29 protein-coding genes are annotated in these 26,124 nt (G+C 69.0%); 6 read left to right on the top strand and 23 right to left on the bottom strand.

What is annotated here, in order from left to right; genetic code table 11:
- Positions 1 to 14 precede the first annotated feature (14 nt).
- The 10 genes from DIZ26_RS18220 to DIZ26_RS18175 all read right to left on the bottom strand — a co-directional run bounded on the left by DIZ26_RS18220 (position 15) and on the right by DIZ26_RS18175 (position 11,618).
- On the bottom strand, positions 15 to 1,088 hold the full coding sequence (locus tag DIZ26_RS18220) for a PP2C family protein-serine/threonine phosphatase (RefSeq protein ID WP_232828427.1): 1,074 nt from the start codon (positions 1,086 to 1,088) through the stop codon (positions 15 to 17).
- The gene (locus DIZ26_RS18215) at positions 1,085 to 3,448 is read right to left on the bottom strand and encodes a serine/threonine-protein kinase (RefSeq protein ID WP_112242872.1); all 2,364 of its coding nucleotides are present in this window, start codon (positions 3,446 to 3,448) and stop codon (positions 1,085 to 1,087) included. The genes DIZ26_RS18220 and DIZ26_RS18215 overlap by 4 nt, the downstream gene beginning before the upstream one ends.
- Positions 3,445 to 4,611, bottom strand: a complete 1,167-nt coding sequence (locus tag DIZ26_RS18210) for a hypothetical protein (protein WP_112242870.1) — start codon at positions 4,609 to 4,611, stop codon at positions 3,445 to 3,447. The genes DIZ26_RS18215 and DIZ26_RS18210 overlap by 4 nt, the downstream gene beginning before the upstream one ends.
- Positions 4,608 to 5,573: a glutamate ABC transporter substrate-binding protein gene (locus tag DIZ26_RS18205; RefSeq protein ID WP_112242868.1), complete on the bottom strand. Its 966-nt coding sequence runs from the start codon at positions 5,571 to 5,573 to the stop codon at positions 4,608 to 4,610. Before DIZ26_RS18205 ends, DIZ26_RS18210 begins: the two co-directional genes overlap by 4 nt.
- On the bottom strand, positions 5,570 to 6,901 hold the full coding sequence (locus DIZ26_RS18200; protein WP_112242839.1) for a hypothetical protein: 1,332 nt from the start codon (positions 6,899 to 6,901) through the stop codon (positions 5,570 to 5,572). The genes DIZ26_RS18205 and DIZ26_RS18200 overlap by 4 nt, the downstream gene beginning before the upstream one ends.
- A complete protein-coding gene (locus DIZ26_RS18195) occupies positions 6,898 to 8,379 on the bottom strand; it encodes an AAA family ATPase (protein WP_112242837.1) in 1,482 nt (493 codons plus the stop codon). The genes DIZ26_RS18200 and DIZ26_RS18195 overlap by 4 nt, the downstream gene beginning before the upstream one ends.
- Positions 8,376 to 8,960: a hypothetical protein gene (locus tag DIZ26_RS18190; RefSeq protein WP_112242835.1), complete on the bottom strand. Its 585-nt coding sequence runs from the start codon at positions 8,958 to 8,960 to the stop codon at positions 8,376 to 8,378. The genes DIZ26_RS18195 and DIZ26_RS18190 overlap by 4 nt, the downstream gene beginning before the upstream one ends.
- A 34-nt stretch (positions 8,961 to 8,994) precedes the next feature.
- Positions 8,995 to 10,254, bottom strand: a complete 1,260-nt coding sequence (locus DIZ26_RS18185; protein ID WP_112242833.1) for a toxic anion resistance protein — start codon at positions 10,252 to 10,254, stop codon at positions 8,995 to 8,997.
- 120 nt (positions 10,255 to 10,374) lie between these two features.
- On the bottom strand, positions 10,375 to 10,830 hold the full coding sequence (locus DIZ26_RS18180) for a dihydrofolate reductase (RefSeq protein WP_112242831.1): 456 nt from the start codon (positions 10,828 to 10,830) through the stop codon (positions 10,375 to 10,377).
- Entirely contained in the window at positions 10,827 to 11,618 is a 792-nt protein-coding gene (locus DIZ26_RS18175) for a thymidylate synthase (protein WP_112242829.1), read from the bottom strand. The genes DIZ26_RS18180 and DIZ26_RS18175 overlap by 4 nt, the downstream gene beginning before the upstream one ends.
- A 103-nt stretch (positions 11,619 to 11,721) precedes the next feature.
- On the opposite strand from DIZ26_RS18175, the gene DIZ26_RS18170 reads away from it, so the two are divergent.
- The gene (locus DIZ26_RS18170) at positions 11,722 to 12,396 is read left to right on the top strand and encodes an aminoacyl-tRNA hydrolase (RefSeq protein WP_112242827.1); all 675 of its coding nucleotides are present in this window, start codon (positions 11,722 to 11,724) and stop codon (positions 12,394 to 12,396) included.
- Here the strand turns inward: DIZ26_RS18170 and DIZ26_RS18165 are convergent.
- Genes DIZ26_RS18165 through DIZ26_RS18150 form a run of 4 tightly spaced genes read right to left on the bottom strand, consistent with a single transcriptional unit; the run spans position 12,375 to position 14,390 of the window.
- Complete coding sequence (locus DIZ26_RS18165) at positions 12,375 to 12,965, bottom strand: dihydrofolate reductase family protein (RefSeq protein ID WP_112242825.1); 591 nt, start codon at positions 12,963 to 12,965, stop codon at positions 12,375 to 12,377. The two genes, DIZ26_RS18170 and DIZ26_RS18165, sit on opposite strands and share 22 nt — an antisense overlap.
- Before the next feature lie 2 nt (positions 12,966 to 12,967).
- Positions 12,968 to 13,576: a dihydrofolate reductase family protein gene (locus DIZ26_RS18160; protein ID WP_112242823.1), complete on the bottom strand. Its 609-nt coding sequence runs from the start codon at positions 13,574 to 13,576 to the stop codon at positions 12,968 to 12,970.
- Positions 13,573 to 14,055: an SRPBCC family protein gene (locus DIZ26_RS18155; RefSeq protein WP_112242821.1), complete on the bottom strand. Its 483-nt coding sequence runs from the start codon at positions 14,053 to 14,055 to the stop codon at positions 13,573 to 13,575. Before DIZ26_RS18155 ends, DIZ26_RS18160 begins: the two co-directional genes overlap by 4 nt.
- Positions 14,052 to 14,390 (bottom strand): ArsR/SmtB family transcription factor, encoded by a 339-nt coding sequence (locus DIZ26_RS18150; RefSeq protein ID WP_112242819.1) that lies wholly within the window; start codon positions 14,388 to 14,390, stop codon positions 14,052 to 14,054. The genes DIZ26_RS18155 and DIZ26_RS18150 overlap by 4 nt, the downstream gene beginning before the upstream one ends.
- A gap of 124 nt (positions 14,391 to 14,514) precedes the next feature.
- On the opposite strand from DIZ26_RS18150, the gene DIZ26_RS18145 reads away from it, so the two are divergent.
- Both DIZ26_RS18145 and DIZ26_RS18140 read left to right on the top strand, forming a co-directional pair.
- Positions 14,515 to 14,739 carry a hypothetical protein gene (locus DIZ26_RS18145; RefSeq protein WP_198676149.1) on the top strand — a complete coding sequence of 75 codons (225 nt, stop codon included), beginning with the start codon at positions 14,515 to 14,517 and terminating at the stop codon, positions 14,737 to 14,739.
- Positions 14,739 to 15,218: a Clp protease N-terminal domain-containing protein gene (locus tag DIZ26_RS18140; RefSeq protein ID WP_112242817.1), complete on the top strand. Its 480-nt coding sequence runs from the start codon at positions 14,739 to 14,741 to the stop codon at positions 15,216 to 15,218. Before DIZ26_RS18145 ends, DIZ26_RS18140 begins: the two co-directional genes overlap by 1 nt.
- On the opposite strand, the gene DIZ26_RS18135 is transcribed toward DIZ26_RS18140, so the two are convergent.
- From DIZ26_RS18135 to DIZ26_RS18110, 6 genes are all read right to left on the bottom strand, one after another.
- A complete protein-coding gene (locus DIZ26_RS18135; protein WP_112242815.1) occupies positions 15,215 to 16,735 on the bottom strand; it encodes a multicopper oxidase family protein in 1,521 nt (506 codons plus the stop codon). The genes DIZ26_RS18140 and DIZ26_RS18135 overlap by 4 nt on opposite strands.
- Entirely contained in the window at positions 16,732 to 17,166 is a 435-nt protein-coding gene (locus DIZ26_RS18130; RefSeq protein WP_112242813.1) for a hypothetical protein, read from the bottom strand. Before DIZ26_RS18130 ends, DIZ26_RS18135 begins: the two co-directional genes overlap by 4 nt.
- The gene (locus tag DIZ26_RS18125; RefSeq protein WP_112242811.1) at positions 17,163 to 17,543 is read right to left on the bottom strand and encodes a hypothetical protein; all 381 of its coding nucleotides are present in this window, start codon (positions 17,541 to 17,543) and stop codon (positions 17,163 to 17,165) included. The genes DIZ26_RS18130 and DIZ26_RS18125 overlap by 4 nt, the downstream gene beginning before the upstream one ends.
- A 116-nt stretch (positions 17,544 to 17,659) precedes the next feature.
- A complete protein-coding gene (locus DIZ26_RS18120; protein ID WP_112242809.1) occupies positions 17,660 to 18,004 on the bottom strand; it encodes a hypothetical protein in 345 nt (114 codons plus the stop codon).
- Positions 18,005 to 18,173: 169 nt separating this feature from the next.
- Positions 18,174 to 18,398, bottom strand: coding sequence for a hypothetical protein (locus tag DIZ26_RS18115; RefSeq protein WP_112242806.1), 225 nt, complete (start codon positions 18,396 to 18,398; stop codon positions 18,174 to 18,176).
- Between the two features lie 79 nt (positions 18,399 to 18,477).
- Positions 18,478 to 19,518 (bottom strand): LacI family DNA-binding transcriptional regulator, encoded by a 1,041-nt coding sequence (locus DIZ26_RS18110; protein WP_112242804.1) that lies wholly within the window; start codon positions 19,516 to 19,518, stop codon positions 18,478 to 18,480.
- 124 nt (positions 19,519 to 19,642) lie between these two features.
- Here DIZ26_RS18110 and DIZ26_RS18105 point away from each other — a divergent pair, with 124 nt between their 5' ends.
- Entirely contained in the window at positions 19,643 to 20,356 is a 714-nt protein-coding gene (locus DIZ26_RS18105; RefSeq protein WP_112242802.1) for a copper homeostasis protein CutC, read from the top strand.
- Positions 20,353 to 20,610 (top strand): DUF4031 domain-containing protein, encoded by a 258-nt coding sequence (locus DIZ26_RS18100; protein WP_112242800.1) that lies wholly within the window; start codon positions 20,353 to 20,355, stop codon positions 20,608 to 20,610. Before DIZ26_RS18105 ends, DIZ26_RS18100 begins: the two co-directional genes overlap by 4 nt.
- 33 nt (positions 20,611 to 20,643) lie before the next feature.
- Here DIZ26_RS18100 and DIZ26_RS18095 read toward each other — a convergent pair whose 3' ends face one another.
- On the bottom strand, positions 20,644 to 21,108 hold the full coding sequence (locus DIZ26_RS18095; RefSeq protein WP_112242798.1) for a nuclear transport factor 2 family protein: 465 nt from the start codon (positions 21,106 to 21,108) through the stop codon (positions 20,644 to 20,646).
- Between the two features lie 124 nt (positions 21,109 to 21,232).
- Between DIZ26_RS18095 and sigJ the strand changes: the two genes are divergently transcribed.
- Positions 21,233 to 22,150: an RNA polymerase sigma factor SigJ gene (sigJ, locus tag DIZ26_RS18090; protein ID WP_232828426.1), complete on the top strand. Its 918-nt coding sequence runs from the start codon at positions 21,233 to 21,235 to the stop codon at positions 22,148 to 22,150.
- A 61-nt stretch (positions 22,151 to 22,211) separates the two neighbouring features.
- On the opposite strand, the gene tuf is transcribed toward sigJ, so the two are convergent.
- Both tuf and DIZ26_RS18080 read right to left on the bottom strand, forming a co-directional pair.
- Complete coding sequence (gene tuf / locus DIZ26_RS18085; protein ID WP_112242795.1) at positions 22,212 to 23,399, bottom strand: elongation factor Tu; 1,188 nt, start codon at positions 23,397 to 23,399, stop codon at positions 22,212 to 22,214.
- Between the two features lie 309 nt (positions 23,400 to 23,708).
- Positions 23,709 to 26,090, bottom strand: a complete 2,382-nt coding sequence (locus DIZ26_RS18080; RefSeq protein ID WP_112242793.1) for an outer membrane protein assembly factor BamB family protein — start codon at positions 26,088 to 26,090, stop codon at positions 23,709 to 23,711.
- Between the last annotated feature and the right edge of the window lie 34 nt (positions 26,091 to 26,124).

Raw genomic sequence — 26,124 nt, 5'->3', positions numbered from 1 at the left:
AAGCTGACGGGCGATCACAGACGAGCCAGTGCGACGGTGATGTTGTCCTGGCCGCCCTGGGCGTTCGCCCAGTCGACCAATGCGGACGCGGTGGCCAGAGGCTCGCCACGGTTGGCCGCAGCGGTCTGACGTACGAGGTCGGCCAGTGGTGCCGCCTCGGAGCAGTAGTTCCACAGGCCGTCGGAGCAGACCACGAGCCATCCCGGCCCGTCGACCTTGACGGTGGTGGTGCGGGGAGTGTGGTCCGGTGCGTCCTTGCCGAGCCAGCGGGTGATGGCGTGGGCCTGCGGACCGGTCTCGGCTTGCTGCCGCGGTACGCCGGTGGCGATGAGCTCGGCGGCCCAGGAGTCGTCCACCGTGAGCCCGACTGGCTCTGCGCTGTCCGGGAACCAGTACGCCCGGCTGTCGCCGACCACGCCGGCCACGAGCAGGTCGCCCTCGACTACGACGGCGACAAACGTGCAGGAAGCCGGATTTGGGCTATCCGGACTGGTGTTCGCCAGTACTGCGTCGTTCGCGGCGTCGGCAGCTGCCTTCAAGCGAGCCACCACTGCACTGTTCCGCGACGACTCGGTGCCCATCCCTTGCGCGTGACCAGCAGCCAGTACTTCGCGAGCGGCACGCGCTGCGGCGAGGCTGGCCACGTCGGAGTCCAGCGAGGAGCTCACGCCATCGCAGACGACGAGCTGTGCCCTGCTACCCGGCTCCGCGTCGGCGGAGACGGCCACGGCGTCCTCGTTGCGGCTGTGCCGGATACCGCGATCGCAGACGGCCGCGACCCACGGCGCCGGCTGCTCGCTGAAGTGGTCGCGCGGCTTGGCTGCCTTGGTCCCACAGGTCTGGCAGTAGCCGTCGTCGCCGACCACGCCGCCACAGGACCGGCAGGGCCCGGGCGCAGCCTCCGCCGAGCGTGCCGCGGAAGGGTTGAGCTCCACCGTCGGCTCGGTGTCGGTGTCGATCGCGGCCGTCGCCGGAGTGGCAGCAGGCGACAGCTCGGCCCCGCAGGCCTCGCAGTAGCGGTCGGCGGCGCCGATCGGCCCGCCACAGCTCGGGCAGGTCGTACTCGTCGTGCCGGTCGTCGAAGTCATCGCAGTGTCCATCCTCGAACCTCGTTGGCCTGGTCGACCAGGGCGATCCGTTCCTCCCGGCTGGGCGCTTGCCCGGCCAGCTCACGGTAGGCCGCCTCCAAGCCGTCCCGCAGTTCCGGTTCGGTGGCGGCCCGTCCGGCGATGTGTACGCCGGGCTGCGGGCCGTTGCCGAGGACCTCGTCCAGCGCGGTCCGGAACACGTTCGCCGACAACTGGGCCCGGTCGGCCGGGTCGATCGTCAGCGACTCGATACTGCCCATGGCCTCCGCGAGGGCGGGGAGTCCACGTCCTGATCCTGCCAGTAGACCAGCTCGCTGGCGACGAGCCCGGATGTACGCGCCGCTGGTCGGGGGTACCAGGTCGACTGCCGCGATGGCGCCGTCCAGGTCACCGCGGGCTGAGCGGATCGCGGCCAGGCCGAACGCGGACGGTGCGATGTAGTTGGCGTCGGTCCGGGCACAGGTGATGTAGAGCCCCTCGGCTACGTCGTACTCGCCACTGAGCTCGCAGGACAGGGCCAGCGCGAGCTTCGGTGCCAGCTCACCGGGAACCTGACCGTAGACAGCGTTGAACGCGGACTGGGCAGCAGCGTTGTCTCCACGGGCCAGCGCGACGAGTCCGGACATCCAGACCGCGCGCCACTCCCACGGGTCCTCCGCGAGCAGGTCCGACACCGCGGTGTCGACCATGTCGTACTGCCCGGACTCCAGCGCCGCCAGGGCGACCTCCAGCAGCACCTGCGGCGACTGCTCGGGTGCGTTGACCAGCAGCTCCAGTCGTGCGGCCGGGTCCGGCACGCTCACCGTCTTCAACCAGCCGGCCTGCTTGTCGGTCTCGTCCGGCAACAGCGAAGGCAGCCGCTGCCAAGGGGGAGCGGCCTCACCCAGCCCGCCGGCCAAGTCACCGGGGCTCCCGAACAGCAGTGACGACGCGGAGTGCTGTGCTGCTCCACTCTTCTGCTGCGAGGCGACCACCTCACGCAGTACGCCGAGCAGCTGGACCCGGAACTCGTCCGCGGACACGAAGCGGTCGGCCGGGTCCTTCGCGCACGCCTTCAGCAGCAGGCGGTACACCGAGTCGTGCTGCTGGAAGAGCGGGACGTCGGCCACCGGCGGCAGCGAGGACAGGTACGTCGACTGGTAGCCGCGGAACTCCATCGCCAGCACGGTCAGCGTGCGGCCGAGCGTGAAGATGTCCGAGGCGACCGACGTACCGACCTCGGGCACCTCCGGCGCCTGGTAGCCGACCGTGCCGTAGATGGCCGAGTCGGCGTCGTCGATACGGCGTACGCCGCCGAGGTCGATCAGCTTCACCGCGTCGCCGACCTGGATGATGTTGTCCGGCTTGAAGTCGCAGTACACCAGGCCGAGGTCGTGCAGGTAGGAGAACGCGGGCAGGATCTCCAGCATGTAGGCGATCGCCTGGTCGATCGGCAGCGCGTTGTACCGGCCGCCGTTGGCCTCCATCCGCTGCTTGAGCAGGGTTTTCAGCGATGTGCCGCCGACGTACTCCATCACGATGTAGCCGGCGCCGTCGTGGCTGACGAAGTTGTAGATCTCCACGATCAGCGGGTGCTCGACCCGGGCCAGGAACTGCTGCTCGGCGATCGCGGCCGCGACGGCGTCGGGGTCCTCGGAGTTCAGCAGGCCCTTGAGCACGACCCAGCGCTTCTGGACGTTGAGGTCACGGGCCAGATAGATCCAGCCGAAGCCGCCGTGCGCCAGCGCGCCGGCCACCTCGTACTGACCGCCGACCAGGTCGCCTTCCTTCAGCTTGGGCGAGAAGGAGAACGGACTGCGGCACTTCGGGCAGAAGCCCTCGGTGCGTCCCGGCTGATCGCCGCGGGACCGGCCGACCGGGTTGCCGCACTTCGGGCAGTTGCGGCGGTCTTCGGGGACCATCGGGTTCTTCAGGATCGCCTTGCTCGCGTCGATCGGCGGGATCGGCGGCACATGGGTCAGACCGGCACCCAGCCGAGCACCGCGCAGCCGGGTGGACGACGTACCGAGGCGGCGGGTCAGCTTCGAGCCGGCCTGAGTCGCGCGGGCAGAGCCGAGTGGGGTGGAGGCCAGCCGGTTGGAGGCGCGTGAGACGGTCGACGGGGAGCTGATCGGCTCGTGCGCCGGTGCAGCAGCGGCTCCTCCAGGAGTGCCGCAGACATCGCAGTAGCCATCGACGATCGTGCCGGAGCAGCCTGGCTGAGCACATGCGCCACTGGCTGGAGCACTGACCGCACTGACCGCGCTGGGCGCACTGGGCGCACTGGCTGGAGCCGCTGCGGCGGGTGAACCGCAGACGTCGCAGTAGCCGTCCACGATCGAGCCGGTACAGCCCGGCTGGGTGCAGGCGATGTTCGTCATGTCGTCCCTCCTGTGGCGCGACCGGAGTGCGGGTCGGCGGCAAGACTGGTGTCCAGATAGGTCTGGTAGGCCGCGACGAGCGCGCCGAGCCGGATGAGGTCCACTGGTTCGGTGTCGATCACGTCGTGGCCGCGCCGGTAGAGCTCGGCAAGGTCCTCGGTGGTTCCGCTGGTCCGGGCGACGCTGCCCGCCTTCACGCTGTACGCGTCCAGCCGCGCAGCCAGCTCGTCGCGGCGTTCCAGCGCGGCCCCATACGCCGACTGCGCCTGCCCGAGCGCACGTCGTACTGCGTCCAGCCGGGTCAGGTACTTCTCCAGCTCAGCAGGCGTATTCGGCACCGGCCCGAGCGCAGTGACATCCGGTACGCCGAGGCGCGGCGCGGGGGTGACCGCAGCGACGCACCGATCAGCCAGAGCCCGTACTGCGACGCCCTGCGCCTCCAGTTCGGTCCGTACTGCGCGGGCGCGGGCCACGTCGGCAGCGCGCTCTCGGCGGGTGGCGCCACCGACGATCAGGTCCCGTTCGGTGCGGGCGGCATCCATCTCGAGCGAGCCGATCAGGCCGCCGACATCGGCACCACGCTTGGCCCGCTCGGTCAGGTCGGTGACCCGGCGGTCCAGGTCGTGATGGGTCGCGATCGCCTCGTTCCGGCTGATCGCCGGCTCGTTCTTCACCAGGTCGCTGATCCGCTCCACCTGCGCGCGAAGCTGCCGCAACCGGGCGGCGAGATCCGCGTCGCCCGGCTCCAGCGCCAACCGGGCCCGCAGGGTAGCGGCCAGCGCGTCCGACAAAGTACACGCCTCAGGCAACGAAACCGCGAGCGAGCCGCTCGCGCCGCCGGTGTCCAGGCCACCCCAGATCAGCGTGGAGATCCGCTCGGTCTCGGTCGCGCCGACCCGGCCGGAGTCCCAGGTGACCAGGATGAGTTCGTACCGGTCCGACACCGCCTTCCAGACCGCCATCGCGAGCACCACGTCGGCGCTGAGCGCGTCGGCGTCCTCGGCCTGCAGGGCGGCCTGGTCGAGCTCGTCCAGTTCGGCCCGCCGGCGGTCCCGCCACGTCCCCAGGGCATCGAGGAACGTCAGCAGATCCTTCGCGGGGATGCTGCTGCCGATCCGCCCTGGCGGCGGAGGCGCGACTGCTGTCGGAGTACGAACTGTCATTCGGGGACTCGTCCGTAGACGGGCTTCGGCGGGGCGGGCGCGGGGCCGAGGTCGGCCGCGAACCACTTGTTGTACGACGCCTTCCAGCGACCGTCGGCTTTGATCTGCTCGAGCACGCCGTTGACGAACTGGACGAACTCCGGGTGCTTCTTGGACATCCCGAGGCCGTACGGCTCGTCACTGAACCGCTCGCCCTTGATCACCCGGGCATACGGGTCCTGCGCGGCGTCACCGGCGAGCACGGTGTCGTCGCCGCTGATGCCGAAGACCTTGCCCTGCTGGAAGAGCACCAGGCAGCCGCCGTCCGTGTCGGCGGTGACCGCCTTGAGGAGCCGGAAGTTCTTGCGCAGGTTCGTGTAACTGGTCGAGCCGGTCGGGGTACAGATCGCCGTGCCCGGGGGCAGGTCGTTGAGGCTCTTGGCATTCGAGCTCAACGGCACCAGCGACTTCTGGCCGGAGCGGTAGTACTCCGCGGAGAAGGCGATCTGGCTCCAGCGATCGCAGTTGATCGTCATGTTGCGGGCCACGATGTCGACCGAACCGTCGATCAGGACGGGCAGCCGCTGGGGACTGGAGATGACCCGGAGTTCGAGCTCGACGCCGAGGGCCTGGGCGACGGCCTTGACCATGTCGATGTCGAAGCCCTCGATGTCTCCGCTGATCGGGTTGCGGGAGCCGAGGTGCAGGCTGTCGGCCGAGACACCGGCGATCAGCCGGCCGCGCTGCTTGATCTGCGCCATGTACGAGCCGGCGGGGAACTGGCCCGGCGCGGGCAGCGGACCATCGGGAGCGTAGGAGGCCAACGCGTTGTCGCACTTCAGCGGCAGCGTGCCCGGCGCCGGAGGCGTTTCGACCGGAACCGGCTTGGTCGGCACCGGCGTCGCCTCGTAGTTGCTGGAGCCGCAGGCCGTCAGGGCGAACAGGGCAGCGGCCGCACCGGCCGCGATCAGCTGCTTCTTCATCGGTATTCCCCCAGTCGCTGCGACATGCCCCAGGCCACCAGCAGAGCGGCGACGATCCCGATCGGCAGGCCCAGCCAGCCGATCGGCGGCAGTCCGTGGCGGGCGTCGGACAGTTCGGTGCTGACCTTCGTGCTGGTCGCGCCCAGGCTGGCCGCCGACGCCTCGTCGAAGTCGCCGAAGATCGTGCCCGCATCGGTGCCGGTGTTCGTGCCGACCGACCTGGCCACCGCGTCGCCCCACTTGCCCTGTTTGGCGTCCAGATCGCGGATCGTCGCGTGGATGGCCTTGTACTGGGTCCAGGGCGTCTGCACCGCGGGGCTGGTCGCAGCGACGATCGCGAGCTGCTTGTCGACCTCGGCCGCGGACTTGGTCCAGGCGGTCTGGAAGGCTTCGCCCGAACCGCGGGCGATCAGGGTGAGGCTCTCGTTGGACTTGGCGTCGTACGCCGCGATCCGGGCTCGCGACAGCGCCAGCGTGTCGGCGTACGCATGCCCTCTGGTGTCCTTCGCCTTGCTGCCCGCGCTCGACAGCGCGGCACCGCCGACGACCATGGTCAGCAGCACGAGTGCGGCTGCGGCGGCGATCGGCAGGTTCAGGTAGCGGTGCGTCCGCTTCGCCAACCACCACAGGGCGTAGGCGAGCACCAGCAGCGTGACCAAGCCGCCGATGATCAGCCAGTAGCTGCCGTTGCCGATGCCGTCGAACTCGGTACCGACCCGGGACTCGTTCGCCTTGACCAGTGCGTCGAGCAGCGGCAGTGAGTCCTCTTGTAGGGAGGCGCTGGCGTCCTTGAGGTACTGCGAACCGATCGGCAGGCCCTGCCGGTTGTTCGCGCGGGCCTGCTCGACCAGGCCCTGGTAGGTCAGGAGCGTGGTGTTCAGCTGGCCGAGTGCGGCCTGGTCGGCCGGCTGTGCGGTGGCTGCCTCGGTGATCAGCTTGGAGGCCTGCGCCATCGAGTCGACGAAGTGCTGTCGCTGGGCGGGCGGCTCGAGGCCGCCGACCAGGAAGGCGTTGGTGGCGTCGGCGTTCGCGCTGACCAGGTTGGTGTGGATCCCTTGGATCCGGACCAGTTGGGCAGTGTTCGCCTCCGCGCGCTTCAGGGCGCCGTCGGACTCCCGGAACCCTTGCGCGGCGGCGAGGCCGAAGAGGACGGCCATCGCGGCCGAGAGGATGAGGACGAGCCGCATCCGGCCCGGCGTACCGGCGAACCAGGCCTGGATCGCGCCGCTGGGGCGCGAGCGCCGCGGCGTACCGGCCGGGGCGGTGGCCACGGACGGTGGAGGCGGCGGCGACCAGATGACTGGGGGCGCGCTGGTGGTTTGGGTCACGCCTGCTCCTCTTGCTCGGCCTCGACCGACTGCTCGGGGTCGACTGGTTCAGTGGATACAGCTGCTTCAGCGGGCCCGACCAGCTCGACCGGCTCGGCGACGTCGGCTGCCTGGGCTGCTTCGGCGGGGGCTTCGTCGGTCAGGGCTTCGTCGGTCAGGGCTTCGTCGGTCAGGTCCTCAGGGAGGATCTGACGCAGCTGGTCGGTACTGGGTGCCGTCACGTCGCGAAGTCGCCAGGCATGGCGGCCGATCGCCGCCTCCAGCATGTTGCGCGCGAACCGGCCGTTGCCGAACGAGCGGTTCCGTGGCGTCGAGGCCAGGATCACCTTGAACTGGTCCAGCGCGTTCGGCGTCAGCTCGTAGTCGGCGCCCTCGGCCAGCCCGGTCAGGATGTCGGTCAGTTCCTCGTCCGTGTAGTCCTCGAACGCGATCGTGGTCCGGAACCGGCTGGCCAGTCCGGGGTTCGCGGCGATGAAGTCCTCCATCGGCTCGGGATACCCGGCGACGATGACGACCAGGTCGTCGCGCCGGTCCTCCATCTCCTTCACCAGCGTGTCCACGGCCTCCCTGCCGTACTGGTCGGCTCCCAGCTCACCAGCGGTCAGGCTGTACGCCTCGTCGATGAACAGCACCCCACCAGCGGCAGAGGCGACCACCTCGGCGGTCTTCGTTGCCGTCTGCCCCAAATAGCCGGCCACCAGCTCGGAGCGGTCCACCTCGACGAGCTGGCCCTTGGAGAGCAGGCCGAGCGCCTTGTAGATCCCACTGACCAGCCGCGCGACGGTGGTCTTGCCGGTGCCGGGATTCCCCACGAACACCAGGTGCCGGGTGATGGTCGGGCTCTTGAGCCCCGCTTCGGCACGGAGCTTCTCGACTCGCAGTACGGCGACCTGCCGGTGCACCTCGCGCTTGACGCTCGCCAGACCAGTCAGCTCGTCCAGCTCGGCAAGCAGCTCCTCGACAGTGCGCTCCGGCTCCGCCGGTGCCGCTTCGGTCTTCGCTTCAACCTGTACTGCGGCGGCAGGCGCGCTCGGCCCTGTGCTAGCAGTGGGGCTGCTGCCCACCTGGAGCTGCCGGGCACCTGCTGCCTGGAGTTGCGCGGCAGCTGCGACCGACGCGTTGCCGATGACGCGCATGGTCGGTTCGCCAAGGCTGCAAGCAGCAGAGGCGAGCTCGGCGAGCGCTTCGGCGTACGGGATCTTCTCTGCTGAACCCTGTGCGATCAGATCAGTCAGTACTGCGGTCGGCGCGCCACGCCATCTCCGGCCACGTACTGCGGCGTCGAAGAAGTCCTGCGTGTCGCTCCCGGGTGTCACGGCGGCCCAATCGGCAGCGGCTCCGGGTGCGGACTCGGCGAGTGCAGCGGCGAGTGACAGCCCTTCCGCTCTTGCCGACTCCTCCTGCACCCCAGCACGAGCTGCGACGGTCAGCAGGGCCGACAGCGCTTCCTGCAGCGAAGTACCCCCCACGCTGGTCATGCCCCTCCTCGTCCTGGTGGTGGTTGCAGTGGTCCTGAACCGGGTGGCAGATCCGGCGCCGGTGTCGACGGAGTGTCGCCGAGGGCAAGACTCCCGCCGGTCGAACCGGTGCCGAACTTCTCCTGCAGGAACCGGCCGTGGGCGATCAGCGCCGCCGCGTCGGCCCGGTTGACCGCGTCGAACACCTTGTCCATCGTCGCGCCCAGGAGGTCCAACTGGTCGATCAGGATCATCAGCGAGGTCTTACCGCGGTCCACCGGCCGGCTGTCCGCCCACTGCCGGGGGAGTCGCAGGTACCCACCGATTGCCTCCGGCAAATAGTCCGTCGCGGTCGCCATCACGTTGTACGCCTGGACGCTGCCGCCGAGGTTGCCCAGTCGCGGGATGGTCTCCCGGACGATCCGCACGACGCGGCCGACCCGGGAGGCGACCACGGCCGGAACGGCGCCGTCGGCAACGAGTTGCTCCACCCGGACCAGCGCCGCGAGCAGATCGTCGTTGGTCGGTGCGCGCGGGATCGGGGCAGGCTCGGGCTCCGCCTTGCGGCCGGTCAGCCGCGCGAAGAAGTCACCCAATGCCATGCAGTACCGTCCCCCGCTTCACGGTCTCAGGCTCTCAGCGACCGAGGTCGAGGGTGCCGGCGACGACCCGCTGGTCCTGCTGGGCGACCCGGTCCAGGTAGCTGCGGGACTTGGTCACCTCGTTCTCCAACGTGCCGATGGTGGCGGCCATGTTGTCCAGCGCCTCGACCTTGAAGGTGTCGATCGCGTCCATCGTGGCGTAGATGTTCGCGAACGCCGCCTGCAGCTGGGGCAGCCCGATCGTCGCCGACGCGGCCTGCTGCTGGATCGCGACCGAGTTGTCCCGCAGCATCTGCGAGGTCCGCTCGATCATGCCGCTGGTGGTCGTGTTCAGCGCGGTGATCTGGTCGAGCACCAGCTTCTGGTTGCCGAGCGCCTGGGCCACGATGACCGCCGTACGGAGTGCGGAGACCGTGGTGGTGGAGGCGCGGTCGACGCCCTTGATCAGCTCGATGTTGTTCTTGATCACGATGTCGATGGCCAGGTAGTTCTGGATCGAGACGGCCAGCTGGGTGAGCAGGTCCTGGTGCTTCTGCCGGACGTAGAAGAGGACGTCGTCGCGCAGCGCGCGGGCCTTCTCCGGGTCGGTCGCCTCCAGCTCCGCGATCGTCGCGGACAGCCGGGCGTCCAGCCGCTCGGCGACGTACACGTACTGGTTCAGCCGCCCCATCGCGTCCCAGAGCTGCTGCTTCTCCAGGTTGAGTGCGGCGTTGTCCTTGCCGAGCTCGTCCTGGCCGTCGCGCAACGAGTGCAGAATGCCTTCGAGGTGGCTCTGCGCGCTCTGGTACTTGCGGAAGTAGTCCTCGATCTTGTCGCCGAACGGGATCATCCCGAGCAGCTTCTTCGCGCCGGTGGCTTCCTTCGGGTCCAGGTTCTCGACCGTACGGCGGAGTTCGAGCAGCGTCTTGCCGACCGTCGACCCTTCGGACAGTCCACCGCTGGTCAGCGCCTTCACCGGCGACTGCAGCAGCCGGTTCGAGCTCTCGGCGGCGTGCCGGATGTCGACGTCGCCCATGCTGCGGACGTCACCGGCCTTCTGTGCGAACTCGGGCGAACGCGGCTCGGCCGACATCAGCGAGGTCAGGAACGAGTCGACCTTCGAGTCGAGACCCGGCAACGCGGCCGGGTCGACCGCGGGCGCCAGACTCGGCGCAGCGGTCGCGGCGACCGGCTGTGTCGGCGCGGGCGCGGTCAGTATCAGTCCAGGTGCGGTAGCCGTCGGCGGCTGCAGTGGCGCCTGCACGGGTGCAGCCTGTGCTGCCGCGGCGCCCTGCGTGTTGTCAGCTTCGGTCATCGTCGTTCCCCTCCGGTGGCCTACTCGCGAGCCGGCGCCCGCATCCCCTGTCACACCCGTGACGCGCACACAATCTACGCGGTTCCCGGTCCTCAGGGCACTAACGTCCTGTGACCGTTATCAGGCCCTGTCGTAGGTGACGAAGGTGAAGCCGTCGTGGGGGGTGCGGGCGGTCTCCGTCCAGTCGGCCGGGTGGAAGGCCGGGAAGGTGACGTCGCCGGTGGGGGACTGGGCTACCTCGGTGAGTTCGAGGCGGTCGGCGTACGGGAGGGCCTGGCGGTAGATCTCGCCGCCGCCGGCGACGTAGACGTCGCCGTCGTGCTTGAGCGCGGTCTCGACGTCGTGCACCACCTCGACGCCGTCGGCCGACCAATCAGGCTGCCGGGTGACGACGACCGTACGGCGGCCTGGCAGCGGGCGGCCGATCGAGTCGTAGGTCTTGCGGCCCATCACCAGGGTGTGGCCGAGCGTGAGCTGCTTGAAGTGCAGCAGGTCTTCGCGGATCCGCCAGGGCAGGTCGTTGTCGCGGCCGATCACGCCGTTCGCGCCGACCGCGGCGATCAGGATGATCGTCATACCGCGATGGGCGCCTTGATCCCCGGGTGCGGGTCGTAGCCGACGAGCTGCACGTCCGCGATCTCGTAGGCGTCGATCGAGTCCCGCTTGGTCAGCTCCAGTGTCGGCAGCGGACGTGGTTCGCGGGTCAGTTGCAGCTTCGCCTGGTCGAGGTGGTTCAGGTAGAGGTGCGCGTCGCCGAGGGTGTGCACGAAGTCGCCGACCTCGAGACCGGTCTGCTGGGCGACCATGTGCGTGAGCAGCGCGTACGACGCGATGTTGAACGGTACGCCGAGGAAGATGTCGGCCGACCGCTGGTAGAGCTGACAGGACAGCCGCCCGTCGGCCACGTAGAACTGGAACATCGTGTGGCACGGCGGCAGCGCCATCTGGTCCACGTCGGCGACGTTCCACGCGTTGACGATGTGCCGGCGCGAGTCCGGGTTCTGCTTGATCGAGGTGATGACGGCCGCGATCTGGTCGATGTGCCGCCCGTCCGGGGTCGGCCAGGAGCGCCACTGCGAGCCGTAGACCGGCCCCAGCTCGCCGTCCGCGTCGGCCCACTCGTCCCAGATGCTGATGCCGTTCTCCTGCAGCCACTTCACATTGGTGGAGCCGCTGAGGAACCAGATCAGCTCGCCGACCACGGACCGCAGATGCAGCTTCTTCGTGGTCACCGCGGGGAATCCGGCGCTCAGGTCGTACCGCGCCTGGTGCCCGAACACGCTCAACGTGCCGGTCCCCGTCCGGTCCCCCTTCTCGACACCGTTGGTCAGGACGTGATCGAGAAGCTCGAGATACTGCCGCATGCGGTCAAACTAACAGCCACCCGAAGGCCCGCCCGGGGCGGCACGACGGACGCCGCGGCAGGTGTCCGCTGAGCGGGCGCGGCGGCCTTGAGACACTCACAGCGTGGAATACGTACTGACGTTGGTGGTGCGGGTCGAGAAGAGTGCGCGGCCGGCGCAGACCGATGCGCTGGAGACGGCGGCGCGCGCGGTGCTCGCGATCTTGTCCGACGAGCGATCGGTGGGGGAGGGCGAGTGGGCCGGGGCGATGACCGGCTGGCAGGACGCCCGGATCAGGAAGGTCGTACGGCGTGCTCGCGGTGCCGAGTGGCGTCGGGCCGAAGCATTGCCGGGAATCACCGTGACGGGACGAGCGGCCGGGGACTCGGGGAGCGCGCCGGCCGAAGTACGAGTGTTCCCGCCGGTACCGCTGGACGCCGTACCGAAGGATCTTGCCAAGTTGCAGGTGACCGGGACCGACTTCGAGGATCCCGACGAGGTGCCGGCGCCCGAGCCCGGGTTGCCGGTGTTGTGGATGAATCCGGGCCTGGAGATGTCGAGCGGCAAGGCGATGGCGCAATGCGGCCACGCGGCACAGCTCGCCTGGTGGGAACTGTCAGCCGAGGAGCGCAAGGAATGGGCGGCGGCCGACTTCGCACTCGCCGTACGGACCGCGAGCCCTGATCAGTGGCAGAACCTGCTGGCCGGCGGCCTGCCGGTGGTCCAGGACGCGGGCTTCACCGAGGTGGCGCCCGGGTCCCGGACCGTGATCGCGGCTCATCCCCTGCTGATCCGGTAGTGCAGGTGGGTGACCCGGTCGCCCTCGATGACCTTGGGGTCGTCCAGCAGGATTTGGTCGCCCGCGTAGTCGCCGAAGAAGCTCTTGCCGGTCCCGAAGATCACCGGTACGAGGTTGTACGAGAGCTCGTCGACCAGCCCGGCCCGCAGCGCCTGGCCGGTCAGGTTGCCCGCCGCGAGCGAGATGTCGCGGTCACCGGCGAGCTCCTTCGCCTTCGCGACGGCCTCCTCGATCCCGCTCACGAAGGTGTACGGCGCATCGGGGAACGGCCAGTCGGTGGGTGGCTGATGCGTCACGACGACGACGTGCTCGCCGAACGGCGGGACGCCTTCCCAGCCGTTGGTGAGGTCGAACAGGTGCCGCCCGCACACGGCGACCCCGACCTTCTTCCAGGCAGTGTTGATGTAATCGGCGCTGGCCTGGCTGACCTTGAAGGGCCGGCCGGGGTCGGTGCCGTACACCTCGACCGTGCCGTTGTTGTACCAGTCGAACAGCGGACCGACCTGGTCCTCGGTGTCCGCGACGAAGCCGTCCAGCGAGACGACGGCCGCTGCGATGACGTTGCCCATGGCTACTTCTCCTTCACGATGTTGTAGGTGAGGTGTTGCGCGGTCGGGGTCGACACCGACTCGGCCAGCTCCAGCCGTACGGCTTCCGACGGCTCGGCCGGGAACAGCCGGGTACCGTCGCCGAGGACGACGGTTGCCACGTGCAACCGCAGTACGTCGGCCAGCCCGGCGGCGAGCACCTGGTGGCAGATCTGCCCGCCGCCCATCACCACGACATCCTTGCCGTTGGCAACTGCTCGGGCCTGCTCGACGGCGCTCTGGACTCCATCGGTGACGTAGTGGAACCGGTCGCCGAGCCGGGGGCTGTCCGGCGCGGAGTGGGTGACCACGAAGACGGGTGGATTCACCTCGCCGGTCGGCTTGGCGCCGTACCCCAGCTCGTCGCTCCAGCCGCCGGGAGCGTCGATGATGTCGAACAGGTTCCGGCCCTGGACGACCGCGCCGGTGTTTTCGAAGCCGGCATCCAGGACGACCTGGTCGTCGGCGTTGCCGTGAAAGACCCAGTCGTGCAGAGCCATGCCGCCGTCGCCCAGGCCGTTGCCGATCCCGACGTTGGGGCCGGTCACGTAGCCGTCCAGCGACATCGAGATTTCCACCACCACCCGGGTCATGACTGCTCCTTGCTGATCAGTTCGGCGAGGCGGTCGTAGGAGTCGCGGATGCCGTACTCCATGCCCTGCTCGACAGCGGCGTCCCGGCTCTCGACGGAGGGAAACACCGTCTGGGTGTGCAGGCGGACCCCGGTGTCGGTCTTGGTGTAGCTGGCCCGCTCCAGGCAGACCTCGCCCGGAGCGCCTTCCCACTCGAAGGTCTGGATCACCAGCGCGTCCTGCTCGACGGTGTGGAAGACCCCGCGGAACGCGTACTCCGTGCCGTCGGCGGCACGGTGGATGTAGCGGTACCGTCCGCCCGGGCGGACGTCGTACTCGACGACCTCGGCTTCCAGGTCGCGCGGGCCGAGCCACTGGGTCACCAGGTCGGGATCGGTGGCGACCCGGAACAGCTGGGCGGGGGTGGCGTCGAAGTCCCGGGTCACCTCGATGAACGGGAGTCCGGCCGGGGCGGTGATGGTGGTGGGGTTGGTGCTCACGAGTCTTGCTCCTTCACGGTTTCGAGGATGGCGTCGATGCGGCGGAACTGCCGCTCGGCGGTCAGCCGGTAGTCGTCGATCCAGCTGGTCAGCGCTTCGAGGGCGGCCGGGTTGAGCCGGCAGGGCCGGCGCTGGCCGTCCCGGCTGCGGGTGATCAGGCCGGCGGTCTCCAGGACCTGCAGGTGCCGCGAGATCGCCTGCTTGGTGATGTCGAACGGCTCGGCCAGCTCGTTCACCGTTGCCTCGCCGCGGGACAGCCGCGCGATCAGCGCCCGGCGGACCGGGTCACCGAGTGCCGCGAAGCCCCGGTCCAACTGCTCACTGTCAACCGACATCTTTATCAACCATTCCGTTGATCAACTGATGTGTTGAATATAGCCATCGAGTTCCGGCGTGGTCAAGAGGCGGGTTTGAGCAACTCAGGTTGACATTAGTCAATTGTCAACCTAAGTTGCTTATATGGAGAAGCTGATGGATCCCACGGATCCCGCTGCCGGGCTGGCGGCGGTGGTGGCGTTGCGGCGGCTCGCCGACCGGCTGGAGGACAGTCAGGTGGAGCAGGCGATGCGAGCCGGCTGGAGCTGGTCCGACGTGGCCGAGGTGCTGGGAGTCACCCGGCAGGCAGTGCACAAGAAACATGCCGCGCGGCTGATCGCCGCCGGTGTCGCCCTGAGGAGGCGCTGATGACGACGAAACTGAAGGACGTCCGGACGCTCCTGGTCCAGAACGCCCGCGAGGAAGCCGAAATGGATGGTTCGGCCATGATCGAGGCCGAGCATGTGCTGTTGTCGCTGGCCAGCCCGATCGGGGGTGACGCGGCCCGGTTGCTGGCGGAGGCGGGGCTGACCAGGGATGCGATCCGGGCGGCGCTCGACCAGGAGTGGGAGCAGAGCCTGGCGGTGGCCGGTGTCACCGTCACGGTCGCGGAGTTGCCCAGGGCAACATCTGAGCGGGGCCGGAATCCCAAGTTCGGCGAATCGGCCAAGCTCGTGCTCAAGCGGGCCGCGGAGCGGGCCAAGCGACTCGGTGCCAGCCGCATGTCGCCGGCCCATGTGCTCGTGGGGGTCCTCGACACCAAGCTCGGCCGCGTCCCACGCACGCTGGAGCTGGCCGGCGTCGACCGGACGGCCTTGTATGCGAAGGCGATCCAGCTGATCGACTAGGTGGTCCTGAAGGCCGCCATCATCGCCATGTCCTCGTGTTCGAGATTGTGGCAGTGGATCAGGTACTTGCCCTTATGGGCGGTGAATCTGACCAGTACCTCGACGACCTCGGCAGGGCGGATGTCCACGGTGTCCTTCCAGCCGCCGTCGTACGGACCCGGTTTCTTCCCACCGCGGCGGAGCACCTGGAACGGCGCGAGATGGACGTGCACGGGGTGGTGCACATCGGTGACGAACGACCAGACCTCGTACTGATCCAGCTTCACCTCGGCCTGCATGACGTCCGGGTCGAACGGCTTGCCGTTGATCGTCCAGCCCTGGTGGCCGCCGGCATCGCCCCGGCGAAAGGCCCACTTGCGGCGGACGACGCCGGCCGGCTCGCGCACCTCGGCGTACGACGAAAGCTTGCTCGGGATGCTCGTGTCGTCGCTCGCGTGGGCGGTGACCCGGAAGCGCATCACCTGGCCGGTGCGATCCTTTCCGAGCTTGTTGAGCAAGGTGACCTCGGTGCCCGGCTGGTACTTCGAGAAGTCCACGATCACGTCGAAGCGCTCGGCCGGAGCGATCACCAGGCTCGCGTGCTCCACCGGCGTACCGAGCAGTCCGCCGTCGCTGCCGATCTGGACCAGTGGCTGTCCCGGGTCGAGGGCCAGCTCGTACCGGCGGGCGTTGGAGGCGTTCAGGATCCGGAACCGATAGCGTGCGGCGGCCACTTCGAGGACGGGCCAAGGGGCGCCGTTGACCAGGACGACATCGCCGACAACGCCTTCCATATAAGCCGATTCGACGCCCGGCCCGTCCTTCGCGGCGGGATAGCGGAACGATCCGTCGGCGGCGAACGCGCGATCTGCGATGAGCAGTGGGATCTCGCGATCGCCACGCGGCAAGGGGAGTGCGTCTTCCTCGTCGTCCCGGATCAGATGCATCCCGAACAGACCGCGATAGACCTGTGGGGCGGTGTAGTCCATCCGGTGGTCGTGGTACCAGAGTGCGGCGGCCCGCTGGGTGTTCGGATACGTGTAGGTGCGGCTCCCTGTCTTCTGGTCTCCACCGGACATCTGCATGTGGTCATGATGGTGGCCGCCGTTCGGCAGGAGGAGATCCAATGGCCAGCCGTCGCTCGCAGCCGGGGTGTGGCCACCGTGCAGATGCACCACTGTCGGTACGTCGAGTTGGTTCACCTGCTCGATCACAGTGGTCCGCCCGCTGCGCACGTCGAAGGTCGGGCCGGGGAACAGACCTTCGTACCCCTGTACTTCGGTTCGCAGGCCCGGCAGGATCTCCAGGCTCGCCTTCCGCTGCACCACTCGATAGTGATCGGCGCCGGACTCGGTTCGCACAGGCTTCTTCACAGGCGGGATCGGCAGTGGCACCTTGAAGGCTTCCGGGAGGGGGACTTCGCTGCGGAGCAGCTCGGCTGTCTGGCCGGGCGACGACTCCAGGCCGCAGTCGGCCAGCGTCGCGGCGAGACCGGTGCCGCCAGCAACAACCAGGAACGTGCGTCGGGACAGGCTCATTGCGCAACCTTTCTGCGGCCACGACGAGCGGCGGGCCGGAAGGACCAGATGGTCAGTGCCACCACCGCGATGACGATCGCGCTGCCGAGCGGCACGTGGATCGCCAGGTTCTGGGAGTGACCGAAGATCATCTGGAGGAACTCGGCGACGAACAGCAGGAGTGTCAGGCCGGCCGGCCACAGTCGGCCGCCACCCGGCCGCCAGTAGAGCAAGGCCGGCACGAGTTGGATCATCGAGATCATCCAGAGGGTGGAGCCGATCGGGCTGTGCATGTCCATCGCGTCGGAATCGCCGGACAGGTAGTAGCCGGCCAGAATCGGCTGGGCCACGACCAGGGCGGTGTGCAGCAACAGCACGAGCCGCAAGGCCCACAAGGAGACGCGCGGACGCCGTACCGGCTGTCGACTCGTGGTTTGCAGTTGGTCGGTCATGCGGCGACCTTCTCCGTACGGCGGGTGGCCGGCCGGCAGACCCAGACGGCGACCGCGAGGCCGGTGCCGACCAGGGTGATGCCGACCGGGATGTGCAGGAGCAGGTTGCGGGTGTAGCCCATGGCGACCTGGAGCACCTCGCCCGCCAGCATCGCCGCCGTCAGTCCGAGGGCGAGGGCGCGACCTCCGGTCCGCCACCAGATCGTTGCTATCAGCAACTGACCGAGACACAGGAACACGACGGCCAGGCCGATCGGTTCGTGAATCCGCACCGCGGTTCCGGAACCGTTCAGGTAGACACCCGCGAGCACGGGTTGCAGGCAGAGCGCGACGGCGTGCACCACCGCGACCACCCGGAGAACCGCCAAGGACTTCATCTGGTCATAGTAGTAGCCTGTCTACATGTAGCGCGGCAGGTTATTCCCGGACGCGACCCTCGGTGGGCAGGCGAAAATCCCCGAGTGGGCCTCGGGGTGCGTGGGTCGAGCCTGGGTCAGGTGAGGTGGCCGAGGGGGGAGACGCTGATGCCGGCGCGTTCGCAGACCCAGTGCGGGTCGGGGCCGAGCTCGGGCTCGATGCGGAGCTCGTGGTCGTTCAGGTCGTCGCACGCCGTACAGCGGGGCCAGCGGATGCCGGAGTCGACCAGGCGGTCCTGCAGGTCCTGGGCGACCAGGCCGGCGATGTGCTCGGCGCCGTCGGGCCATTGGTCGAGCCACCACTGCCGGCCGGCCACCACGTCCTCGAGCAGGGACACCATCACGGCGTCGTCGAATCCCCGCGCGGCCAGGTCGTGAAGGACCATCGCGCGGGCGGTCAGCAGGATCCCGGGCTCACTCATCGCCCTTCAGAGTGCCAGACGGAACCGACAAAACCCCACGCCTGGTCGGCATGGGGTCTCATCGCCTCGGGAGAGGTCTTCACGGAACCGGTCTTCGAGTGGTTCGCCTCGGTCTCCAGATGTTGCGTTGGAGGGGCCGGTCCTGGGTTTCTGTCCAGCGACTGAACGGTCAGCTGGAGGCGGCTTCGCACCGGGGTTGCGGGGCGATTCGGTCGGCCAGCTTGAGTTCCTGGGCGGCCGCGGTGCGGAGGAACGCGCTGAGCCGGGCGCGGACGGCGTACGAGCGGCGCGGGGCCGGCTCGTGGTACTCCTGCTGGGGAGCGTTCGGTAGGGCGGACTGGGCGACGGCCCGCGCGTTCTCCACTGCGGTGTTGCCGGCGATGAAATAAGTCATGGTCGTGCTGCTCCCTTCCGGTGAGCGTGCTTGTCGGAACCAGCGGCCGGACGGCCGTGGTCGACGATCTGCGGTTGTGTCAGCTGCGAGGTGCGGGACCGCTGCTCGAGCGGACGATCAGCTCGGTCGGCAGCAGGACTTGGTGTTCGGCGAAGCCGGGGTCGAGCAGGACCCGGCCGACCATCCGGCCGCGGTCCTTGATCGGCTGGCGGATCGTGGTCAGCCCGGCCTGCTCGGCGGCAGGGATGTCGTCGAAGCCGACCACGGTCAGGTCCCGGCCGGGGACCAGTCCGCGGGTCTTCATCGCCTCCATCGCGCCGAGCGCCTGGACGTCGCTCAACCCGACGATCGCGGTCGGCCGGTCCTGCGAGTCGAGCACCCACTCGGCGCCGGCCAGTCCCGAACTGAAGGCGTTGTGGCCGCCGGAGACCAGCCTGATCCGGGCGTCCGGCATCTCCTTCTGCAGGCCGCGGATCCGCAGCTCGCAGTCGGCGTACCCGACCTGGTCCAGGCTCAGTTCGACCGGCCGGCTGCCGGCCGCCTCGGTGTTGTCGACCAGTACGACGAGGTCGCGGTGGCCGAGCCGGGCCAGGTGCTTGCCGAGCTTGGCCGCCGCCTCCATCTCGTCGATCGCGACCCACGAGGTGTCCGGGTGGGCGCCGCGGTCGGTCGAGACGGTCGGGATGCGGCGCTTGCGCAGTACGTCGAGGCCGGGGTGACCGGGGGCGACGCAGAAGATCGCGGCGCCGTCGATCGCGGCCTGCCGGACCGCATCGGTGCCGCCTTCGATGTCCGAGGAGTCGAGCGGCATCAGCAGCAGGCTGGTGACGAACTCCTCGGCCACCTCGGCGAGGCCGGCCAGGAAGCCGACGGCGTACGGATCGGAGAAGGCGTAGGCGAGCTTGTCGGTGAACAGGACGCCGACAGCGCCGGCCTTGCCGCTGCGCAGCGCCCGGGCGGAGGCGTCGGGCCCGGCGTACCCGAGCTCGGCGGCCTTGGCCAGGATCCGCTCGCGCATCGTCGCGGAGAGCTGGTCGGGCTTGTTGTAGGCGTTCGAGACGGTCGACGGCGACACCCCGACGGCCTGCGCCACGGTCTTGATGGTGACTCCCGGGGCCATCTCCGCACCTGCTTTCTGAATCGTTCTTCTAAATCGTTCTAGAAAAACGATACAGAAGCCGATGGGAGAGCGCAACACCTATTTCTGACCGGCCCGCGGGGCGCGATGCAGGATGATGTCCTGCATGGGTTCGTTGCTGGAGGTCATCGCTCTGCATCCGGCCGATGCGGAAGCGGCGCAGGAGGGCGGCGCGGACCGGCTGGAACTGTGCGCGTCGATGGAGGCGTCCGGCCTCTGTCCGTCGGTGTCGACGGTGAGCGCGATCCGCCGGGTCACGGATCTGCCGCTGCGGGTGATGCTGCGGCTGACCGACTCGTTCGCGACCGACGGCGCCGAACTGAACCGGCTGACCGCGATGGCCCAGTCCTATCTGTCGGCGGGCGCGGACGGGTTCGTGTTCGGCTTCCTGACCCCGGACAACCAGGTGGACACCGAGTCCGTCGCCGCGCTGGCGAGCACGTTCGCCGGTACGCCGTGGACGTTCCACCGGGCGATCGACGCGGTGCTCGAACAACGGCCGGCCTGGCGTGCTCTGCGCAGCCTGCCCGGACTCGACTGCGTACTCACAGCCGGCTCGTCGCTGGGCGTCGGTCACGGGCTCGACGAGCTCACCGGGCTGGCCAAGGAGGACCCACAGGTGGCGAAGGTGATGATGGCGGGCGGCTCGCTCCAGCCCGAGCACGTGCCGTGGCTGTACGGCGCCGGCGTACGGCGGTTCCACGTCGGGTCGTCCGTGCGTCAGGACGGCTCGTGGACCAAGGCCTACGTGAACTCGCGCTTCGTCCGGGCCTGGCGCAACCTGCTGGACGCCCAGGACAGCAAGGAGCAGAACGCGTGATCCTGATCGACCCACCGGTCTGGCCGGGCTGGGACCGGGTCTGGTCGCACCTGGTCAGCGACGAGTCGCTGGAGGAGTTGCACGCCTTCGCGCGACAGGCCGGCATCCCCGCCCGCGCCTTCGACCGCGATCACTACGACGTCCCGTCCGACAAGTACGACGAACTGATCGCGGCCGGCGCCACTCCGGTCGCCAGCCGCGACCTGGTCCGCCGCCTGATCGCCTCCGGCCTCCGCCACCGCAAGGGCACGTAGTACCGGGACCTCCACCGCAAGCGGGACGTAGTACTAGATCTCGACGTCTACGTGGGTCTCGCCTTCGGCCGGGACCGAGCCGGGGAGCGGAGAAGTGTCGACGTACTTGATCTCGTAGCTGCGTTCGGCGAACTTCCAGCCGTCCGGGGTCCGCCGGTAGCGGTCGTGGTAGACGGCGTAGTTCGAGTACGACTGGCCGTCGTGGAAGCGGCCGAACTCGTAGATGTAGGCGCGGCCGGTCGCGGTGTCACCGTCGACCACGACCGTGCCGGGGTGCACGTTCTGGACGAAGTACTCCCACACGCTCTTCATCCGGACGATGCCGGCCCGGATCTCGGCGCGGCTGGTGAACTCGACGGCGCCGGGGATCCGGAAGATGCCGTCCTCGGTGAACAGCTCGGCGAAGCGGTCGTAGTCGTGCATCATCCCGGCATCGGTGAATTCGGCCGGCAGGGTGCCGATCTCGAACCGGTCGACGATGCTCTGCAAATCGGTCATGGGTCGTCCTCTCATCGGGTCATCTGCACGACGAGACGGCGGCCGGGAATGTGAGCCTCACATTTCCGGCCGGTGCTTCGTCGGACAGGATGAGAGGGCAGCCGCGGACGTTGGGAGTGGACAGGTGAGCATCGAGACCGGAGGCGACCAGAGCCTGGGCGCGATCATGAGCGAGCGACGGCAGTTGATCAACGTCGCCTACCGGCTGCTCGGCTCGCTGGTGGACGCGGAGGACGTCGTACAGGAGACGTATGCCCGGTGGTATGCGATGTCGTCGGAAGAGCAGGAGGCGATCAAGTCGCCGGGTGCCTGGCTGACGACCGTTGCCAGCCGCATCTGTCTCGACCTGCTCGGTTCGGCGCGCTCGCGGCGTGAGAACTACGTGGGGGAGTGGATCCCGGAGCCGCTGCCCGGGCGGACCGAATGGGTCAGCGGACGAACCGGCGGTACGACGACGGACCCGGCCGACCGGATCACGCTCGACGAATCCATCAACATGGCATTTCTCGTAGTACTCGAATCGATGACCCCGGCCGAGCGCGTCACCTTCGTCCTGCACGACGTCTTCCGCTACCCCTTCAAGGAGGTCGCCGAGATCGTCGGTCGTACGCCGGCGGCCTGCCGCCAGTTGGCCACTTCGGCCCGCCGGCGGATCCGAGACGCCGAGGCGCCGGTGACCACGCCGGCCCAGAAGGCCGAGGTCGTCCGGGAATTCAAGCTGGCCTGGGAGGCCAAGGACATCAACGCCCTGATCGGGCTCCTCGACCCCGACGCGACGTCGATCGCCGACGGCGGCGGCCTGGTCCCGGCTTTCCTGGAGCCGATCCGGGGTGGCGAGGAGGTCGCGCGGCTGATGCTGGAGGTCGCCAGAAGGGTGCCCGTGCTCGGACTGGTCGAACGCACGGTCAACGGTCAGCCGGGCCTCGTCGCCCTGCAGAACGGCGCGATCGTCTCGGTCTTCGCGTTCGACGTCGTCGACGACCGGATCAAGCACCTGTGGATCATCCGTAACCCGGAGAAGCTGCGTCCCTGGACCGCATGAGGGCGCATCCCTGATCCGGATGACCAGAAGGCCCCCACAACAGGTTTGTGGGGGCCTTCGTTCAGTCGAGCAGTTCGGTCACGGTGCCGGCGGCGACCGTGTGGCCGCCTTCGCGGACCGCGAAGCCGAGGCCGACGTCCATCGCGACCGGCTTCTCCAGCTCCACGCCGAGTTCGATCGTGTCGCCGGGCATCACCAGGGTGATCTCACCGAGGTCGATGCCGCCGGACACGTCCGTCGTACGGAAGTAGAACTGCGGCCGGTAGTCCGCGGCGAACGGCGTGTGCCGGCCACCTTCGGCGGTGGACAGCGCATGCAATTGGGCCCGGAACTTCCGGTGCGGCCGCACGCTGCCGGGCAGAGCCACCACCTGGCCGCGACGGACCTCGTCGCGCTTGACGCCACGCAGCAGTACGGCGGCGTTGTCGCCCGCCTCCGCGGACGCCAGCGACTTGCCGAACGTCTCCATCCCGATCGCCACGCTCGCGACGGTCGGGCCGAGACCCACCACCTCGATCGCGTCGCCGACGCGCAGCGAACCGCGCTCGACGGCACCGGTGACGACGGTGCCGCGGCCGCTGATGGTGAGGACGTTCTCGATCGGCATCAGGAACGGCTCGCCCAGCTCGCGGTCCGGGATCGGCACGTAGTCGTCGACGGCGTCGAGCAGGTCGCCGACCGCCTTCATCCACTCGGGGTCGCCCTCGAGCGCACGCAGACCCGACACCCGTACGACGGGTACCTCGTCACCCGGGAAGCCGTACTCCGACAGCAGTTCCCGGACCTCCAGCTCGACCAGGTCGAGCAGTTCGGGGTCGTCGACGGCGTCCGCCTTGTTCAGCGCGACCACCAGATACGGCACGCCGACGCGCTGCGCGAGCAGCACGTGCTCACGCGTCTGCGGCATGGCGCCGTCCTGCGCCGACACGACCAGGATCGCGGCGTCCACCTGGGCGGCGCCGGTGATCATGTTCTTCACGTAGTCGGCGTGCCCGGGCATGTCGACGTGCGCGTAGTGCCGGTTGGCGGTCTCGTACTCGACGTGCGAGATGTTGATCGTGATCCCGCGCTGGACCTCCTCGGGCGCCCGGTCGATCCCGTCGAACGCGACGAACGAGTTGAGGTTCGGGTAGCGCTCGGCGAGCACCTTGGTGATCGCGGCGGTCAGCGTGGTCTTGCCATGGTCGACGTGCCCCATGGTGCCGATGTTGAGGTGCGGCTTGGTCCGCACGAACTGGCTCTTGGCCATGATGTGTGTTTTCCCTTGCTGGTCAGAGGATTCTTCCTGTCCAGGACCCCCGGCCAGACACCTTCGGACACAGCTGAGCGCTGCGGTGAAGGGGGCCGGTTTGCCGAGCCACCCTCCTCCGCGGGTCCTGCTTCAGCAGGAGGAGGGTCGGCTTCGCGCGCCGGTGAACAGATCCTCTGAAGTCCACGCGACAGCGCCCGTCAGGGTCAGCCCTGACAGGTACGCACCAGAAACCACGCGGAACATGTCGATCACGGTAGAACTCAACGCTGCCTTGGGCAACGGAATTCCCCGGCCGTTCAGAGAGGTCTAGTTCAAGGCGAAGAGGCGGGTGTTGTCGGAGAAGATCGGGCGGCCGTCGGCGACCGTGACGGCGGGTTTGTCGCAGGTGACCTTCTTGGTGTCCGCGACCGAGGCCGCGGTCGGGCCGGCGACGATCGGGCGGGGGAGGATGCCGGTGGTGCCGACGAGGACGGGTGAGCAGGTGCCGTCGGGTTGGGGCATCAGCGTGACCACGCGGCCGTCCGGCAGCATTCCGAAGCCGTCCCGTGGGTACTCGGGCCGCTGCAGCTTGGGCGGCACCGGCAGCAGGTGGTGCCACTGCGTCGTACCGTCTGCTGGGCTCGATGCCGACACGTCGTAGTTCTGGATCTGGCCCGCCTCGTTGTCGGTGCGGCAGGTGACCAGGACCAGGGACGCGTGAGTCGCCGCCAACTGCGCGTCGCAGGACGAGGCGCCGAGCCGCGGCCTCGGCGTACCGGGGACGGGTGAGGTCCACAGCACACGGCCCTCGCCGACGTCCACTGCCCACTGGTAGAGCGTCCCGCCGGCCGCGCCCGTCCACACCAGTCCGGTGACCTCGCGGCTGTCCGGCACGGCCACCATGTCCCCGACCCAGGTCGTCGGGTCGAGCTCGGCGCTCAGATCGAACCGGATACCCAGATCGACCTCCCAGCGCTGCTTGCCGTTGGTCAGGTCGAGCCCGCGCACCACGGCGTGATTGTCGTCGCAGGCGTCGACCACGACTGCCTGGTCGGCCAGTAGCACGCCCTGCGTCACAGTGCACTGCAATCGGGTCCGCCAGTGAGTCGGGTTGCTGACGCCGTGCGCGACGACGTACTTGCCCTCTGCAACGAGCAACTGGTTCGCATCAACGGCCAGCGCGGTGCCGTCGGTGTGCACCTCGGTGAGCGGCTTACCGGTACCAGCATCCAGTACGGCGTACGTCGGCAGCTCGATGCCGCTCGGTGCACGGTCACCGGCGTACGGAAGGTGTGCCGCCAGCGTCCGGCCGTCGCCGGAGACCAGAAGGCCACGGGAACCAGCAGAGGCGGCGTCGTCGACGTCGGCGCGGGCGTAGCGCCACCTGATCTGTCCGGTGGTCGCGTCGGACATCACCACGCCGTCGGAGCGAAGCTCGGCTACGCCGCCGGCGGTGCCCGCGATCGCACCGGTCGCTGGTACTTCACGGCTCCAGGCGAGCTCACCATCGAGCTGGACCGGCAGTACGCCGGGCGGCACCGTCGTGGTGGTGCTCACCGTGTTCGCTGTCTCGAGCCGGGCCTGGACGAACGGTTCGCCGGCCGACACGACGATCCAGGCCAGCAGGGATGCGCACACGAGGGTGACTCCGAGGCCTAGCGCACGCGGTGGCGCCAGAGCGTACGGCGGTGCGAGGCGGAGGCGCCGGGCCAATGCAAGAAGGGCTCCGGCGAGAACCAGGGCGACAGACGCGAGCATCAGGTAGGGCCAGCGCTCGCTCATGGCAGCGCCCGGCTGGGCGGCGGGCCAGCGCCACCAGCACACGCCGATCGCGATCACACCCAGGCCGATCAACGCGAGAGCAGGAACGGTCACCAGCCGCGGCTGAGCTCGCCGGAACCACGCGCAGGTGAGGGCGGCGGCTACCGCAGTACCGGCGATCGGTGCCCAGACCGGGAAGCCGGTGGACTCGTCGGGAGCGGCGGGCCAGTGTGCGGCAGCGCCGAGGCCGCGGCCGAGCAGGACGGAGGCCGCCACGATCACCCCGAGCGCAGCGCCCAGGTAGATCATCGGGATCAGGCCGGAGATCGGACGGGCCGCCTTGGGCGCCCAGGTGGACAGCTCGCGGCTCACGTTCGCCCTGGCGGCGGCTTCCCACATCTCGTGACCCCGGCTGGTCGCGTACAACGCCGTACCGGCCAGGCCCTGCAGGAACGTCATCCGGCCGCGGGCGAAGTCCCGGTCGCCGATGTGCCCGTACTCCTCGCGGATCCCGGTCGCGTACTCGTCGTACCGGTCGGCGGGCAGGCTGAGGATGCGCAGGTCCGCGTCGCACAGGACCGCGCCGTTCGCGTCGTCCGGGTCGCAGTCGTGCTTGGCGGTGAGCCGGATCAGCCGGCCGACCTCGTCGACCTGCTCGGCCGGTACGCCGTACGCCGACAGTTCGAGTTCGGCCAGTTGCGCGGAGAGTTCCTCGTTCTCACCCGGTGCGGCCGTCGGCTCGTAGATGGCGTCGTGGAACCATGCCGCGAGCCGCACGGTCTCCGGGTCCGCGGCCAGGTCGGCGAGTTCGTCGACGGCCTCGAGCATCTCGGTCAGGTGCCGCTGATCGTGATAATGCCGATGTTGCTCTGCGTAACGAGCCAGCAGATCATCGCCTAGCGGCTGCGCGTGCGGCAGCAGGCGATTCCACTGGTCGCGCAGGTCCATGGCTGGGAGTCTCGCACCCAGGACAGGCCTGTAC

This window comes from Kribbella monticola, from assembly GCF_003261635.1.
GTDB lineage: Bacteria > Actinomycetota > Actinomycetes > Propionibacteriales > Kribbellaceae > Kribbella > Kribbella monticola.
Note: the sequence above shows the minus strand (reverse complement) of the source record. Positions and strands in the feature narration are given on the sequence as shown.